The 15239-nt window shown below is 43.3% G+C and carries 13 protein-coding genes; 7 read left to right on the top strand and 6 right to left on the bottom strand.

From position 1 onward, the window contains the following. The first annotated feature begins 81 nt into the window (after positions 1-81). The 3 genes from JMX93_RS11950 to JMX93_RS11940 all read left to right on the top strand — a co-directional run bounded on the left by JMX93_RS11950 (position 82) and on the right by JMX93_RS11940 (position 4619). Complete coding sequence (locus JMX93_RS11950; protein WP_499204847.1) at positions 82-519, top strand: hypothetical protein; 438 nt, start codon at positions 82-84, stop codon at positions 517-519. 313 nt (positions 520-832) lie between these two features. After that, positions 833-2395, top strand: coding sequence for a peptide MFS transporter (locus tag JMX93_RS11945; protein WP_198332669.1), 1563 nt, complete (start codon positions 833-835; stop codon positions 2393-2395). A 406-nt stretch (positions 2396-2801) separates the two neighbouring features. After that, positions 2802-4619 (top strand): aminopeptidase P family protein, encoded by a 1818-nt coding sequence (locus JMX93_RS11940; protein ID WP_499204846.1) that lies wholly within the window; start codon positions 2802-2804, stop codon positions 4617-4619. Positions 4620-4715: 96 nt separating this feature from the next. Here the strand turns inward: JMX93_RS11940 and JMX93_RS11935 are convergent, their stop codons facing one another. The 3 genes from JMX93_RS11935 to JMX93_RS11925 all read right to left on the bottom strand — a co-directional run bounded on the left by JMX93_RS11935 (position 4716) and on the right by JMX93_RS11925 (position 8490). Beyond that, positions 4716-5570, bottom strand: a complete 855-nt coding sequence (locus JMX93_RS11935; RefSeq protein WP_499204845.1) for a hypothetical protein — start codon at positions 5568-5570, stop codon at positions 4716-4718. Positions 5571-5685: 115 nt separating this feature from the next. Further along, complete coding sequence (gene fabF, locus JMX93_RS11930; RefSeq protein WP_499204844.1) at positions 5686-7065, bottom strand: beta-ketoacyl-ACP synthase II; 1380 nt, start codon at positions 7063-7065, stop codon at positions 5686-5688. 96 nt (positions 7066-7161) lie between these two features. After that, positions 7162-8490 (bottom strand): anhydro-N-acetylmuramic acid kinase, encoded by a 1329-nt coding sequence (locus tag JMX93_RS11925; protein WP_499204843.1) that lies wholly within the window; start codon positions 8488-8490, stop codon positions 7162-7164. 240 nt (positions 8491-8730) lie between these two features. On the opposite strand from JMX93_RS11925, the gene tyrS reads away from it, so the two are divergent. Further along, positions 8731-9942: a tyrosine--tRNA ligase gene (gene tyrS / locus JMX93_RS11920; protein WP_499204842.1), complete on the top strand. Its 1212-nt coding sequence runs from the start codon at positions 8731-8733 to the stop codon at positions 9940-9942. A 133-nt stretch (positions 9943-10075) separates the two neighbouring features. Beyond that, entirely contained in the window at positions 10076-10306 is a 231-nt protein-coding gene (locus JMX93_RS11915) for a DUF1653 domain-containing protein (protein WP_499204841.1), read from the top strand. A gap of 85 nt (positions 10307-10391) precedes the next feature. Here the strand turns inward: JMX93_RS11915 and JMX93_RS11910 are convergent, their stop codons facing one another. Further along, positions 10392-11348 carry an alpha/beta fold hydrolase gene (locus JMX93_RS11910; protein ID WP_499204840.1) on the bottom strand — a complete coding sequence of 319 codons (957 nt, stop codon included), beginning with the start codon at positions 11346-11348 and terminating at the stop codon, positions 10392-10394. Positions 11349-11582: 234 nt separating this feature from the next. Between JMX93_RS11910 and JMX93_RS11905 the strand changes: the two genes are divergently transcribed. Beyond that, the gene (locus JMX93_RS11905) at positions 11583-12239 is read left to right on the top strand and encodes a hypothetical protein (protein WP_499204839.1); all 657 of its coding nucleotides are present in this window, start codon (positions 11583-11585) and stop codon (positions 12237-12239) included. Positions 12240-12254: 15 nt separating this feature from the next. Here JMX93_RS11905 and JMX93_RS11900 read toward each other — a convergent pair whose 3' ends face one another. Next, on the bottom strand, positions 12255-13007 hold the full coding sequence (locus tag JMX93_RS11900; RefSeq protein ID WP_499204838.1) for an SDR family NAD(P)-dependent oxidoreductase: 753 nt from the start codon (positions 13005-13007) through the stop codon (positions 12255-12257). An 83-nt stretch (positions 13008-13090) separates the two neighbouring features. Then, complete coding sequence (gene upp / locus JMX93_RS11895; RefSeq protein WP_193011157.1) at positions 13091-13738, bottom strand: uracil phosphoribosyltransferase; 648 nt, start codon at positions 13736-13738, stop codon at positions 13091-13093. A gap of 397 nt (positions 13739-14135) precedes the next feature. Between upp and JMX93_RS11890 the strand changes: the two genes are divergently transcribed. Beyond that, complete coding sequence (locus tag JMX93_RS11890; protein ID WP_499204891.1) at positions 14136-14702, top strand: DNA glycosylase; 567 nt, start codon at positions 14136-14138, stop codon at positions 14700-14702. Positions 14703-15239: the final 537 nt, after the last annotated feature.

The raw sequence follows: 15239 nt of genomic DNA, 5'->3' as shown, positions 1-15239 counted from the left end.
ACTTAAGGGTTTTAACAAATCGGTACGAATTGCGATATAATAGGTCAATATTTTAAATATTTTGTGCAAGGTGGATAAGGTATGTCAGAACATATTGTCGAAAACAACCCTAAGAAAGAGCTGTTATTTGCTTTAGGCGGTGTTGCCTTATTTTTAGGTATCGTCTTACTTATTGGTGTTTCTGCGTTTTTGCGTCCAGCAGGCGAGCACATTACTGCTGAGACGACCGAAGCGTCAGCGGCGGCTGATGAAGCAGAAGCGATTGCTACTGAAGATGCTGCGCCAGCTGAAACAGATGCCGCACCTGTAGAGGTGGATACTACAGCGACTGATACTGCTGCAGATGCAAGCGTCACGCCAGCGACCGATAGCGCTGTGGTTACCGCAGAATCTGGTACTGCAACTGCTTCTGGCACAGTCAGTCAAACTGCGGTTGCAGATGCTGATTTAACTGCGGAGCAAGCAGACGGTGATCTACAAGCGGTTGATGCAACTGATGAAGCGGTAGCAGCACAGTAATATAAGCCGGTAGATGCTTAGCTTTTCAAGCGTGGTTCGATAAACCTGTTTCGCTTAAATCTCAAGTAGGACGGCACTATTATTGTCATGTGATAAGTACGATAGCATTGTCATCACTGACATTAATGCTAAAAAGAAAAGCCCGCTTTCAGCCCATGAGAGTGGGCTTTTTTGTGGGTATTTGTGTAATTTTTAGCCAACTTTTTCTTTACTTGATTATAACCAAGTGAAACAATGTTCCGCCTATATGACCGTTCGTCTGAATTATCAGGGCTTTGGTCATGACAAATATGATCTTTAAAGGAATAAAGTTATGGGCACAGAAACACAATCGCAGGCTAGTGCTGCTGAATTAGAAGCGCTAGATAATGGTTTTATGGGGCATCCTAAACCGTTACGTCCGTTGTTTTTTACAGAAATGTGGGAACGGTTTTCTTATTATAGTATTCGTCCGCTATTAGTATTATTTATGGTAGCGACGGTCAGTAGTGGCGGTTTTGGCTTCGATGAGGTCACAGCTTCTGCTATCTATGGTATTTTTGCAGGCTCATTGTATTTAGCGGCCGTACCGGGTGGTTGGCTGGCAGATAATTGGCTGGGACAAGAGCGAGCACTGTGGTGGGGCAGTATTATTATCGCCCTAGGTCACTTGTGTATCGCGCTATCCGCTATGTTTGGTATGACGCTATTTTTTGTTGGCCTGATGTGTATCGTTCTCGGTTCAGGCTTATTTAAAACTTGTATTTCAGTAATGGTCGGAGCTTTGTATCCCAAAGGTGATGCACGCCGTGATAGCGGCTTTACTTTATTCTATATGGGTATCAATATCGGTGCGCTATTGGCCGCCCTTATCGTTGGCGTATTTAAAGAAAAAGGTATGTGGCATGTAGGCTTTGGTGTCGGTGGTCTAGGCATGCTGGCTTCATTATTGATTTATCGTTTTTCAGCTAAAAAAACGTTAAATCGCTATGCTCGTGCCAAAAACATCACTCCTGAATGGGAGCAAACGACTGGGCTTTTCAAAAATGTAGGTCGCTGGGTGGCAGGGTTTCTGGCGTTACTTGTCGTCATTACTTTGTTGGTGGCGACTGGTATTATGCCATTTAACCCTGAGATGGTTGCCCAATATATGACGTACATCATTGCAGCAGTAGTGATACTGTACTTTGCTGTCATGTTTATTTCACCGCGATTGGACAAAACCGATAAGCTGCGTTTGTTGATTTGTTTTATCTTAATCATTGGCTCGACGCTATTTTGGTCGAGTTTTGAGCAGCAGCCAACGTCGTTTAACTTATTCGCCGATCGCTATACAGATCTTAACGTTTTAGGCTTTGAAGTGCCTAGTATTTGGTTTCAGTCGCTCAATCCTTTGTTTATTCTCATATTAGCGCCGATCATCAGCATTGTATGGGTCAAGCTTGCAAATCGAGGCCTTGAGCCGAATAGTATGGTAAAGTTTGCGCTTGGTATGTTGCTCGCTGCCGCAGGCTTTGCATTGATGATTTTTGCCTCAAAAAGTATTTTGACTAGCGATGGCGGTTTGGCTTCACCTTTATGGTTAGTCGGTAGTTTATTATTGCTGACGCTTGGTGAGTTAGCGCTCAGTCCTGTTGGTCTTTCTGCAATGACTAAGCTTGCGCCAAAAGGCATGCAAGGTCAGATGATGGGGCTTTTCTTTGCCTCTATCGCCATGGGTAACTTGGTCGCGGCTTTCTTTGGTGGTCATGTCTCTGCTGATAAAATCGAAGGGTTACCGGGCTTATTTACGATGATGACAACCTTTTTGGTGGTCACAGCCGTTATCTTATTGGCATTAGCCAAACCGATCAATAATATGCTACAAAAAAGCGAGCATGCAGATACGCTGAGCTAATTGAAACACAGGGTTAAAATGATTTGGTATCAACACTAATACCAGCAAAAATGTTAGATGGCGAGACGTGTTACCCTCATCGGTGGCACGTTGATGGTTGTACTTAGTAAGTTATTGCCCCCACGCTATTGAAAGTCCGCTTTCCGCCCAAACATCTAATGATGCTCTGCTGTAATCCTATAAGGCTATTAAAAATAGCTAGCCTCATTTATCTGCTCATTGACAACATTTTAGTTTTTAAGACATTGAACCGCTTACTTAGGTTTAGATACTGAGCATTCAATGAATGGTAAATAACAAACGCTTAAAACAGTTTTACTTGCTCAAATAAGACGACTATCCATAGTCGCCTCACAATATGATTTTTTCAAATCTCATTTTTTTAAAATCAATAAGGACACTTTTTATGAATAAACAAAGCATCCACGATCGTATCGACAGTTTACGTCAGGCATTAGTAGCACAAGACCTGACCGCGATTATCGTACCGTCTGCTGATCCTCATCTATCTGAGTATCTGCCAGAATATTGGCAAGCGCGTTTATGGTTATCAGGATTCACAGGCTCAGTCGGTACGCTCGTTGTTACCGCTGATTTTGCTGGGTTATGGACGGACAGCCGCTATTGGGTACACGCCGCTGACCAATTAGAAGGTACAGGTATTAGCTTAGAGAAGCTTGCACCGGGTCAGCCGAATCATATTGATTGGCTCGCCGAGCATTTGGCGGAGGGCGATAGCGTGGCAGTCGATGGCAATGTATTGTCTATCTCTGAACAAGATAGATTGTTAAATGCCTTTGATGCCAATGACATTACGTTAATCACTGAGCGTGACGTATTGACAGAAATATGGAGCGATCGTCCAGCGCTACCAACTGCCAGTTTATATCAACACGATGCGCAGTTTGTCGCGCAATCTGCTACTTCAAAACTTGCCGCTGTACGCGCAGGTATGGTTGAGGCAGGCGCAACCCATCACTTGCTTTCAAGCTTAGACGATATTGCTTGGCTGACCAATTTACGCGGCGCTGATGTTGACTATAATCCTGTATTTTTGGCACATATGCTGATTGATGCTGAAATAGCGACTTTGTTTGTCGATAATAATAAGGTTAGCGCAGATATTGTACAAAGCTTGAAAGACAGCGGTATCACCCTTGCTGATTATGACGCTGTGCAAGATGCATTGGGGACATTGACTGCTGATGACTTATTGCTATTAGATCCTAGTAAAGTTGCAGTGGGTACGCTATCTAAAATGGCAGACGGAATAGGTTTTATTGAGCAAATGGCGCCAAGCACTTTGTTAAAATCGGTTAAATCTGATGCTGATATTGATCATGTACGTGAAGCCATGCGTCAAGATGGTGCTGCATTAAGTGAGTTTTTTGCCGCATTTGAGCAGCGCTTAGCAGACGGTGAACGCTTAAGTGAGCTGGACGTCGATAGTATGCTCATCGACGTGCGCAGTCAGCAGCCGCATTATGTCTCACCAAGTTTTCCAACGATTGCAGGCTTTAATGAAAATGGTGCATTACCGCATTACCGCGCAACGCCAGAGAAGTTTAGCTACTTAGATGTCAACGAAGGTGAAGGTGGTTTACTACTCATTGACTCAGGCGCTCAGTACCAAAACGGTACGACCGACATCACGCGCGTGGTCGGTATTGGACACGTAAGCAGCGAGCACAAGCGTGACTTCACCACCGTGCTAAAAGCCCATATTGCGTTGGCCAAAGCGCATTTCCCTGATGGTATCGCCTCACCGTTAATCGATGCGATATGCCGTGCGCCATTGTGGCAAGCTCAGATGGATTATGGTCATGGTACAGGTCATGGCGTTGGTTATTTCTTGAACGTCCATGAAGGTCCACAAGTGATTGCTTATAGTGCCAGCACGCCGAAAGAGCGCGCGATGAAAGTAGGTATGATATCCAGTAATGAGCCAGGTTTATACCGCGAAGGCAAATGGGGTATTCGTATCGAGAATTTGGTGGTTAACACACCAGTTGCCAATCCTACTGAGACGGAATTCGGTCAATTCTTAAACTTTGAAACCATCACTTATTGCCCAATTGATACCCGTTTAATTGAGCCTGCATTATTAACTCAAGTCGAGATTGATTGGCTTAATGATTATCATAGCCAAGTCTATGCGGAGCTAAAAGACCGTGTTGAAGGCGCGGCACTTGACTGGTTGACTGAGCGTACTAAGGCTATCTAAAGTAAATGCTTATATCTGCGAATCTAAAATAAAAAATCCCCGTAAACTTTACGGGGATTTTTTATTACTAAGAACTTATTCCTAAGGAAGCAGCGTTTAGCTTTTTTGCGACTCTTTGTTAGTTCCTGCTTTATCTTCGCTTAGATTCTGGGTCACTTCAGCACGTAACCAAGATTTTAAATTCTCAGACATCAGCATCATTTGCTCACTGAGATAATCATCAATTTGCATTTCCAGCTCACGGATCAGCTCTTGATGCGTGGTACTCAGTTTTGCGTCTTTCAGGGCCAGTTTGATGGCGGCGCTGGCTTTGTCGTTGACTGCTTTTACGCTGTGCTCATCATTGCTATTTTTGTCATTAGCGACATGAGCATGCTCACTGATGGTTTTGTTCTCAGAGCTGGTGACAAAGTTGTTATCAGCATTAGGTTGTGTAGCAGCTGATTTTTCAACGCTTTGATTTTTTTCAACACTGTTATCAATACCTAGTGATGCTGAATCGTTCGCATCATTGGCATTCATAGCGGTCACTTTATCGGCAAGATTATTCTTCTCAGTGGCTATTTGCTCATTTTTCTGTTGTTCTTTTTGCGCGGTATCTGATGCTTCACGAAGTTTGGCTTCTTCTTTTAATCTGGCATCCTCTGCCGCTTTTACTCTTTGCTGTTCTTCTCGATGCTGTTTTTCGGCAGTTGCTTGCTCTTCGGCTTTTTTGTCAGTAATGGCTTTAGCGATGGCTTGCTCCGCTTCATGGTTTTCATAGAGCTCATCGATATGGGCATCCAAGTCATGAGTATTAAACACAAAGCTTTCAAACGGTGTATCGTTTTGCAGTAAGGTGGTGATGTCTTTTAGCTCTTGGGTAATTGCTGCGCGAATAGGTTCAGGCGCACACGTCCAGCGCTGATAAAACTGATGAGAAAATGAGTAGCTTGACATGGTATCGTCCATAAATGTTCCAAAAATTACCCCTTATCATACGCAAATACGATAAGGGGCTGCAAGTGGACAAACGTAGCAAATCTGACACCAAGGTTACAACGACCGATGTGCTGAGTTGTGGCCCTTAACGATTCACTGGCCACCGCGCGAATATTAACGAGCCATTAGTACCACCAAAGCCAAAGCTATTGGATGCCGCATACTGTAGATTCTCAACTTTGCGCGATTGGTTGGCGACATAGTCTAGGTTACAGTTGTCTTCCACATTATCTAAGTTAATGGTGGGTGGCACATGCTGATGCTGTAGGGCAAGGACGGTGAATATGGCTTCAACACCACCCGCGGCACCAAGCAAATGGCCAGTCATGGATTTGGTTGAGCTGACCAAAATGCGGTCTTTGACTGGCGCAAAAACGGTCTCAATAGCAATCGATTCAGCGACATCACCCGCAGGGGTGCTGGTGCCATGAGCATTGACATAACCAACACTCGATGGCTCAATGCCTGCATCATTTAGTGCATTACGCATCGCTCGTGCCGCCCCGCTGCCATCTTCAGGCGGTGCCGTGATGTGGCTGGCATCATCACTCATGCCAAAGCCAACCAGTTCAGCGAGTATGGTTGCACCGCGTGCTTTGGCATGAGCGAGGCTTTCTAGTACCACCATCCCAGCGCCATCACCGAGTACAAAACCATCACGGTCTTTGTCAAATGGACGCGAGGCTTTGGTTGGCTCGTCATTACGAGTTGAGAGTGCGTGCATGGCACCGAAACCTGACATGCCAAGTGGGCTTGAACCTTTTTCACTACCCCCAGCCAGCATGACATCGGCGTCACCATAAGCAATCAAACGTGCGGCTAGACCCATAGCATGTGTAGAAGTGGTACAGGCAGTCGATGTCGCGAGGTTTGGACCTTTTAAGGTATGTTTAATCGCCACCAGTCCTGCCGCCATATTTACAATAGAACCTGGGATAATAAAAGGAGAAACTTTTGTAGCGCCTTTTTCACGCAGCATATCGCGGCTGTTTTCAATGGTCTGAATACCGCCAATACCTGAACCCAAAATAATACCAAAGCGCTCTTGGTCGACACCTTGCACAGGCGCGTCAGCAGCATTTACCTCATCGATAAAGCCGGCGTCCTTTAATGCCATGGCAGAGGCAGCAATACCATAATGAATGAATTCATCATAGCGGCGTGCGTCTTTGGCACTCATGTATTGTTTGGCATCGAAATTTTTGACAACGCCTGCAATTTGAGCACGATAGTCCGAAGCATCAAAATGATTGATAGTTGCGATACCGCTCTCACCATTAAGTAGGCTTGTCCATGAGCTATCAACGTCTAAACCAAGTGGTGTAATAGCACCCATACCTGTAACTACGACGCGCATATCATCAGTACGCTCATAGTGCGGTGGTTTCTGACGCGGTTGATGCTTTGGTATTGCGCTAGCATCATTGGTAGCTTGATCAGTAAGTGAACTGCTGTGTTGGCTCATGCGATAGATCCTATACTTACGAGTCCTAAGAGGAGGGTATTTCAGAATTCATTATAAAACACATAAGTGCACGTGTGTAAACTAAAATTTGACCAGTCAGGCAAAACAAACCTGACCCAAGACTACGCCTTTATTAGCGCCAGTTACAGCTGGCAAATTACCCGTTTTACCTATTAATGTTTGTCTTGCTAACCATGCAAAGGCGACGGCTTCGACCCACGCTGGATTCAGTCCTAAACTGGCGGTGGTTTCTACCGTGCAATGGGGCAGATGGGCTTGCAAGCGTGTCATTAAATAATCGTTTAATGCACCGCCACCGCAGACGTAAACCGAGCTATTTTCATGAGGATTAATAAACATATTAATTTGCATACTTGCACTCATCGCTGTCAGTTCAGTGAGCGTTGCCTGCACACCCGCTGACGAATAGCGGATATGGGCAGATGCCTGATCGAACTTTTGCAGCTCATCCTGTAGCCATGCTAAATTAAAATCTTCACGCCCTGTGCTTTTTGGATACGTTCGCGCAAAAAACGGATGTTCTATCAGCTGATTCAATAGCGGCTCAACCACTTGTCCAGACTGCGCCCAAGTGCCACCAGCGTCATAATCTTTATCAGTATGTAATGCCGTCCACGCATCTAACAATAAATTGGCAGGACCGGTATCATAACCAATCACAGGACTATCATTGGCTGGCAAGACAGTGATATTGGCAATACCGCCCAAGTTTAATAATATGCGTGTGCTATCAGGGGTGGCAAATAATGCTTGATGAAAAGCAGGAACCAAAGGCGCTCCTTGACCACCAACGGCCATATCGCGGCGGCGAAAATCGCTGACGACGCTAATGCCAGTACGTTCAGCAATGATATTGGCATCGACTAATTGCAAGCTAAAACCCATTTGCGGACGATGGCGTACCGTTTGACCGTGACAGCCAATCGCCAACACCGATTCTACATCAGTATGTGATTGCTGTAATAAATTATTGACCACGTCGCTGGCAAATTCAGCATACTCTTTACTTGCCCAACCGAACCAGTCTAGCTCACTATTTGGTTCACCCTCTTCGGGTACTAATTCTTGAACACCATTAGGCTGACATAAGGCTAATAACACTTTACGTAGTCGTGGCGGGAACTCTTGGCTATGAGTCGCTAACAGTCGCATCGGTTGTTGGTTATCTTCTTCACCAGCGAATTGACAAAGAACCGCATCCATCCCGTCTAAGCTGGTGCCAGACATCATGCCGATATATAAACCATCATCGAAGTTTTCAAACACGGTTTGCTCCAGCGCATCGGTCAAGGTGGCATAGTTTAAATCGTCAATATTATCTAGACGGCTATCTAAGCTCATATCTAAACTTAAATCTGAGTCAGGATTATTCTGAATATCGTCAATCGATACGGGCTTGGTCATGGCAATTTACCTTAAAAAACGCTAGTATATCTCTCAAATTCTAACATCTTTTACTGGCTACGAAACTTTAATCCCGTTCCCAAAAATCAGAGTAGCAAGGAAAACGAGTGCAAGTACTAGATAGAGCAAGTATTACATCTAGTAGACTAAACGAGTTTGACGCCGCTAATTGTATTTTGGGGCTTGGGATAAATAGTCCAAACGTATTACCCTTTTAATAAAGACAATAAAGAGATCATCATGACCACGCAAACCTACACCCTAGAAGAACAGCTTGCTCTGATCCAACGCGGTACGCAAGAAATCCTATCTGAAGAAGATTTGGTTAAGAAGTTAAAACTGAATCGCCCGCTACGTATCAAGGCAGGCTTTGATCCCACTGCGCCTGACTTGCATTTGGGTCATACTGTGCTGATTAATAAGCTGAAGCATTTTCAAGATTTGGGTCATGAGATTTATTTTCTAATCGGCGACTATACTGCCAAGATTGGTGATCCTTCTGGCAAAAATAGCACGCGTCCGCCATTGACCGATGAGCAAATCAAAGTCAACGCTCAAACGTATGCTGAGCAAGTATTTAAAATTTTGGATAAAGAAAAAACCCGCATCGTCTTTAACTCTGAATGGTTTAAAGATATGTCAGCGGGCGATATGATTCAGCTTTCTAGCCAATTGACTGTCTCACGTATGCTTGAGCGCGATGATTTCTCTAAACGCTACGCGGCGCAAACGCCAATTGCTATCCATGAGTTTCTCTACCCATTGGTGCAAGGCTATGACTCTATCGCGCTAAAAGCTGACGTCGAGCTTGGCGGTACGGATCAAACTTTTAACTTATTGATGGGTCGCACCCTACAAGGTCGCTACGGTCAAGAGCCACAAGTTTGTATCACTGTGCCGATTTTGGAAGGTTTAGATGGCGTTAATAAAATGTCTAAATCGCTGAATAACTATGTTGGTATTTATGATGCACCGGGCACTATGTACCAAAAATTATTGTCGATGCCTGATACCTTAATCCGTCGCTACTTTGAGTTTCTAAGCTTTAAGCCGATGGAAGAAGTCGAAGCGTTAATGGCCGAGATGGAAAACGGTCGCAATCCACAAGAAATCAAACGTATCCTTGCTGAAGAATTAATTGAGCGTTTTCACGATGCTGATGCTGCCGCCAATGCGCACAAATCAGCAGGCAACGTATTAGCCGATGGCGAATTACCAGTCGATTTACCAGAAGTGACGCTAGATTTAGAAGGCGCTGATGCGTTATTTATCACCCAAATCTTAAACCAAGCAGAGCTTGCCAAAAACAGCTCATCTGCTAAAGATATGATCAAGCGTGGCGCGGTCAAAGTAGATGGAGAAGTAGTCGATGCGGGCTTTAGCTTAAGTTCTGGTCAGACTGTCGTTATCCAAGCAGGTAAGAAGGCTTATGCAAAAGTGACGATAGCTTAATAGGTTATTGGGATAAGCTATCGAGAATAAAAATAGGGTCGACATTGATGGTCGACCTTATTTATTTCTGTTATTTGAATACAGCAAGACAGCATTTAGCTTATGTACTTAAGGTATAAATTAGGAGTGAATCATGACAGAAAAAAACATCCCTCAAGGTATTTACCGCCATTATAAAGGCAACCTATACCAAGTTTTGCATACCGCGCAGCACTCCGAAACGGAAGAAATGCTAGTCGTTTACCGTTGTCTATACGGTGAGTATGGCGTATGGGTACGACCGTTATCTATGTTTTCTGAAACGGTTGAAGTTGAGGGTAAGCAAGTGCCACGATTTGAGCTGACCAAAGCATTAGCTGATTAATGCTTAAAATGCTTAAAATGCTTAAAATTTTTTGCTCAAATAAAAAGCGACCTCAACGGGTCGCTTTTTTTATATAAATGAACAACTAACTCTGCAAAAACCCTTTTAATACTTTATAAAACCCAATTGGCTCATCCATTGGTACCGCATGACCTGAACGCGGCAACACAACTTCGCGAGCATTGGGTAGTATTTGGGTGACTTGTTGCTGCCACTTAGCATCGTAGAGTTTGGAGCGCCCGCCAATCAGATTGACCACTGGAATAGTGACATGCTCTATCGCGCCGCGAAAGTCATAGGGTAATGTCAAATAGGCTTGTAAGCAGCGCATTTTATGATGCCAAATACTGTGTTTATAAAGCGCAAGTTTGGGGTCATTTTTATAAGTCATCACTTGTATAAACGCTTTCGAGCGCGTGCGATTGACGGATAAGAGAGAAAACAGTCGTTCAACATCCGTTGCATGACGTTTAAGATAAAAGGGCAGGTGGGCAAAGCTTTTTGTTTCAGCGTAAGGCAAAGTCCTATTAATTACGTCGTGAAAGATATCGAATACTTCTTGCTGCCGCGCACCAAACAATCCACCTTGCCAATTAGCCTGATTATGGATAGCAGGACTTTGGTCAATATTCAAATAACGGCTGACTTTCGTGCAGCCATAACGCTCAAAATACGCCCACATCACTTGCGCCCCCATCGAAATAGCAGCAACTGGCAACGATGATATATTACGCGCCAAGCAAATTTGCTCAATAACGACGCTGATATCATCGGCATACTGGCGCACAAAATCAAACTGGGTGAGGTCGATATCTTTTGCGGCGCCAAATCCTCGTAAGTGCGGCAGGTAAAATGCATATTTGCCAACCAAGGGTAAAATAAATGGCAAAAACTCACGCGCATCCATGCCATAAGCATGCAGTAATATTACAGGCTTGCCGCTGCCTATGACTGACACTGGTAGCAGCGTACCGTCAGTTAAAGCAATATCAATCGTTTTCAACTGGTAGTTAGCAAGCAAAGCAAGTAAGTTTGACTGCATGAAGTGATGTCCCTTGTTTTTATCAAGCGGTTTTATAAAGTCGATTTAGCCAAAACGCATCGTAGCAAAAGTTTATATTTCAATAATAAAAGCCTACTATATTAAAGTAGGTAATTGAACATAGCATAGAATTTGCTTAGCGGTGAAAGTAGCGTAGCAGTAAGACTATCTACTATGATGCGCTGTAACCATTAGATTTACTGGCAAGTAGATAAAATATAAGGATATCAGTCTATGGGCAAGCTGACGTTACCACTGCTTGATAGCAGCCTATATCCACAACTTTGGCAGCAGCAAACATTTACCAATCCGCAGGCGCTATTGATGGCAATGCTGATAGCAGATATTACGCCAGATGCCGATGCTTTCACTAGGCAGTTACTAGCTAATGATATTTATCAAGAATGGATTAATAGCAGCGTGTTTGGACGTTACTTACATCGTAACTTTACGGCGTTCTCTCAGCAAACAGAAGACAGTTTTAATAGTGATATGCCAGCATTATTTCGTCAGGAGTTAATGCGTCATGCCCAGTATTTACCGCTAGAGCAAGTATTGTTTTTTGCAGGCGATTTACTAAAAAGCGTGCGTCAAACAAAGGTTTTAAGCACAACTATTAATCCTGCAACCGTAATCATTAATGCTCAAAAATTAAGTGTAAAATCTACCACTAATAATCCGACTATGATTATTAATCAGATAGTGATTAGGGGTAAGCAAGTTTTAGGATTTCCGATACGTCACAATAAACGTACCAGCGAGCGTTTGCGTAATGAAGTATTGATTTTGGACTTTCAGGATTTGCGCTTGGTCAATGAGATGCATGTTAAAAGCAAAAAAAGAAGCAATATAGATGAGACTATATTGCTTCGGTTTTATGAGTTACGTTAATAAGCTAATAAACATCTACGAATCTTGCTTAGCAATCGTCAACCCGTTATAAGTTTGCGCAACCGGCATAACCTCCAAACGATTGACGTTAATATGAGCAGGCGACTCAATCAGCCATAATAAAATATCGCCAATATCATCGCCGGTCATGGTTTTAAAGCCGTCGTAAACTTTGGCGGCTTTATCGTCATCGCCATGATAACGCACGTTTGAAAACTCAGTACCCGCGACATTACCCGGTTCTAAATTAGTCACGCGCACTTGCGTACCGATGAGATCCGCGCGTAGATTTAAGCTAAATTGTTTTACAAAGGCCTTGGTCGCACCGTAAACGTTACCACCGTAGTAAGGCCAACTGCCAGCAATCGAACCAACGTTGATGACATAACCGCTATCGCGCGCCACCATCGCTGGCAAGACCGCATGGGTTAGCGCCATCAGCCCTTTCACATTGGTATCAGTCATACGCATCCAGTCATCAAGATTGGCCTTGTGCGCAGGTTCTGTACCGAGTGCCAATCCAGCATTATTTACCAAGACATCGATTTGCTTAAAGTTGTCAGGCAAGTCCGCAATGATTTGCGGGATCGCCGCCGTGTCACTCACATCCATAACCACGGGCAAAAATGCCTCGCCCAAAGTTTCTGCCAAAGCATTGAGCTTATCGAGGCGTCTGGCACAACCAATCACTTGATGACCGTTGGCAACCAAACGCTCGGCTAGCGCTTTACCGAAACCAGCGCTTGCTCCTGTAATCAATACGTTCATCTTATATCCTTATCATTGATGTTTTGTACATGTGTCATGGGTTTTACGACGACGAAGGCTTGTCTTGATTTATCTGCTTTTTCTTACTTGTTTAATAATTGCTTACCAAAGATTTTATCGCCCGCATCGCCAAGACCTGGGATGATATAGCCGTGCTCATCCAAATGGCTGTCTAGTGCGGCAGTATAGATAGTCACATCAGGATGTGCTTCATTAACGACACGGACGCCTTCAGGTGCGGCAACCAATACCAATGCTTTAATATTGGTACAGCCATTTTTCTTTAGCATCTCGATGGTCGCAACCATAGAACCGCCAGTGGCTAACATTGGGTCAATGATAAGGGCTGGGCGTTTGTCCATGTGGCTAACAAACTTTTCAAAGAACGGCACAGGTTGTAAGGTTTCTTCATCACGTTGCAAACCCACGACAGAGATTTTTGCTGTAGGAATCAAATCGAGTACCCCGTCTAACATGCCAATACCTGCCCGTAAAATAGGTACAATCGTTGCGGTCTTACCGATGATTTGCTCACCAGTGATTTCACCACACCAGCCTTGCATTGGGAAGGTTTCGATTTCGAAATCGCGACTTGCTTCATATGCCATCAAGCGTGCAAGCTCTTTGGTCAAGGTGCGAAACTTATAAGTGCTACAGTCTTTTTCGCGCATGAGGCTGAGTTTATGACGGACTAACGGGTGGTCGATGACGGTAATTTTTAAGTCGCTCATAAATATTCTCTTGGTTTTTTGTCTGATGCTTGCGCAGTTACTGCGGTTGCCATTAGTATAAAAGTTACAAACACTTACTGCACTTCAACCCTATATCTATCTCACAAATAGTAAGCTTAATGCTTTGATAATAAAGTAAGCCAAATATATTTATAACAGGGTTAGTTTTATTTAAGCCGACTATGTTTGACTATAATAGCGTTCTAATAAATGAAGTCGTGTTTAGGCTTGCTATGATAGCAAAAAAACCGCTTTTCTGATGAAGAATCTTATGACTACACAACCATCTTACACCCATAATAATACTCATAAAACGGATAACAGCTTAGTATTATCCGAAGTCCAAGCAGTAGAAACTCATCCGTTTGCCCCAGTTTTACCGCCTAATGCTACGGTAATGATGATGGGCACTTTTCCACCGACCGCTGATAAATGGGCAATGCCATTTCACTACCCAAATTTTTATAATGATATGTGGCGTATTTATGGCAGTGTATTTTTTGACGATGTAAATTACTTTCGGGTAGGGGAAGAAAAGCGCTTTGATCCTGAGCATATTCGCACCTTTATGTTTGAGCGTGGTATAGCTTCTTGTCCGACAGTAAAACAAGCGATTCGTGAAACCGGTAATGCCTCAGATAAAAACTTAACAGTCGTCACACCAGTTGATCTAGATAATATCTTGTCACAAGTACCCAAAGTTCAAACCTTATTTACCACGGGCGGTAAGGCAACTGAGGTATTACTCAACTTACTAGCTAAGCCACCAGCTAAGTCAAAATACCCTAAAACCAATCAAAGTATGGATTATCCCTACCAATGGCAAAATGATAATAATCAAAATGCAGATGTGAATAATCTCACTTTATATAGGTTGCCTTCGACCTCACGTGCTTATCCTTTAGCCTTAGATAAAAAAGTCGCTGCGTATAAAGCGTTCTTTGAAAAAATGGGTAAGTTATAAAGTACAAGTATAGAGGGGACTGTAGTAATAAGGAATAAAGCTAAAAGATAGTAAAGAACACATACCTACTGGAACTAAATATTTTTGCTAGGATAAAATATAATGAAGAGCATACTTCTATTCCCTCTCTAGACCTGCTAAAGCAACAGAAACCTAACCCATTGAAAAAAATACAGTTTTTTATGCGCACTAAAATAAATCAAAAAACCTTTTAAAAAGCGGTTGACTCAAGATTTAAAGCGTCTATAATACGCCCACACAAGACGAGCTGGCAGTGATTGGTGTGTAGATTACACATAAATAACGCAGTTAACTTGAAGAAACAAATTATAAAAAAGCTTGACAATTCAAATCATTATGATAAGATAGTCGGCTCGCTAGATGGCTTAACTGGCAACGGTTTAAGACAAACAGTGAAAGCAATACCCTATATATCAGTTACTGGACGACAGTGATTGAGCACTATTTAAAAGCATAACTAAAGAACAACTTGTGTGGATTTTTGCTGATTCAGAATGCTAAAAAATAAAGTTGACT

The organism is Psychrobacter muriicola 2pS, assembly GCF_904846535.1.
In the GTDB taxonomy this organism is placed as follows: Bacteria; Pseudomonadota; Gammaproteobacteria; order Pseudomonadales; family Moraxellaceae; genus Psychrobacter; species Psychrobacter aquimaris.
This window is presented reverse-complemented; position numbering and strand designations above follow the sequence as displayed.

Excerpts from the sequence above, each read along its gene's own strand:
- JMX93_RS11950 (WP_499204847.1), top strand. The coding sequence starts at position 82 with ATGTCAGAACATATTGTCGAAAACAACCCTAAGAAAGAGCTGTTATTT.
- JMX93_RS11945 (WP_198332669.1), top strand. The coding sequence starts at position 833 with ATGGGCACAGAAACACAATCGCAGGCTAGTGCTGCTGAATTAGAAGCG.
- JMX93_RS11940 (WP_499204846.1), top strand. The coding sequence starts at position 2,802 with ATGAATAAACAAAGCATCCACGATCGTATCGACAGTTTACGTCAGGCA.
- JMX93_RS11935 (WP_499204845.1), bottom strand. The coding sequence starts at position 5,570 with ATGGACGATACCATGTCAAGCTACTCATTTTCTCATCAGTTTTATCAG.
- fabF (WP_499204844.1), bottom strand. The coding sequence starts at position 7,065 with ATGAGCCAACACAGCAGTTCACTTACTGATCAAGCTACCAATGATGCT.
- JMX93_RS11925 (WP_499204843.1), bottom strand. The coding sequence starts at position 8,490 with ATGACCAAGCCCGTATCGATTGACGATATTCAGAATAATCCTGACTCA.
- tyrS (WP_499204842.1), top strand. The coding sequence starts at position 8,731 with ATGACCACGCAAACCTACACCCTAGAAGAACAGCTTGCTCTGATCCAA.
- JMX93_RS11915 (WP_499204841.1), top strand. The coding sequence starts at position 10,076 with ATGACAGAAAAAAACATCCCTCAAGGTATTTACCGCCATTATAAAGGC.
- JMX93_RS11910 (WP_499204840.1), bottom strand. The coding sequence starts at position 11,348 with ATGCAGTCAAACTTACTTGCTTTGCTTGCTAACTACCAGTTGAAAACG.
- JMX93_RS11905 (WP_499204839.1), top strand. The coding sequence starts at position 11,583 with ATGGGCAAGCTGACGTTACCACTGCTTGATAGCAGCCTATATCCACAA.
- JMX93_RS11900 (WP_499204838.1), bottom strand. The coding sequence starts at position 13,007 with ATGAACGTATTGATTACAGGAGCAAGCGCTGGTTTCGGTAAAGCGCTA.
- upp (WP_193011157.1), bottom strand. The coding sequence starts at position 13,738 with ATGAGCGACTTAAAAATTACCGTCATCGACCACCCGTTAGTCCGTCAT.
- JMX93_RS11890 (WP_499204891.1), top strand. The coding sequence starts at position 14,136 with ATGATGATGGGCACTTTTCCACCGACCGCTGATAAATGGGCAATGCCA.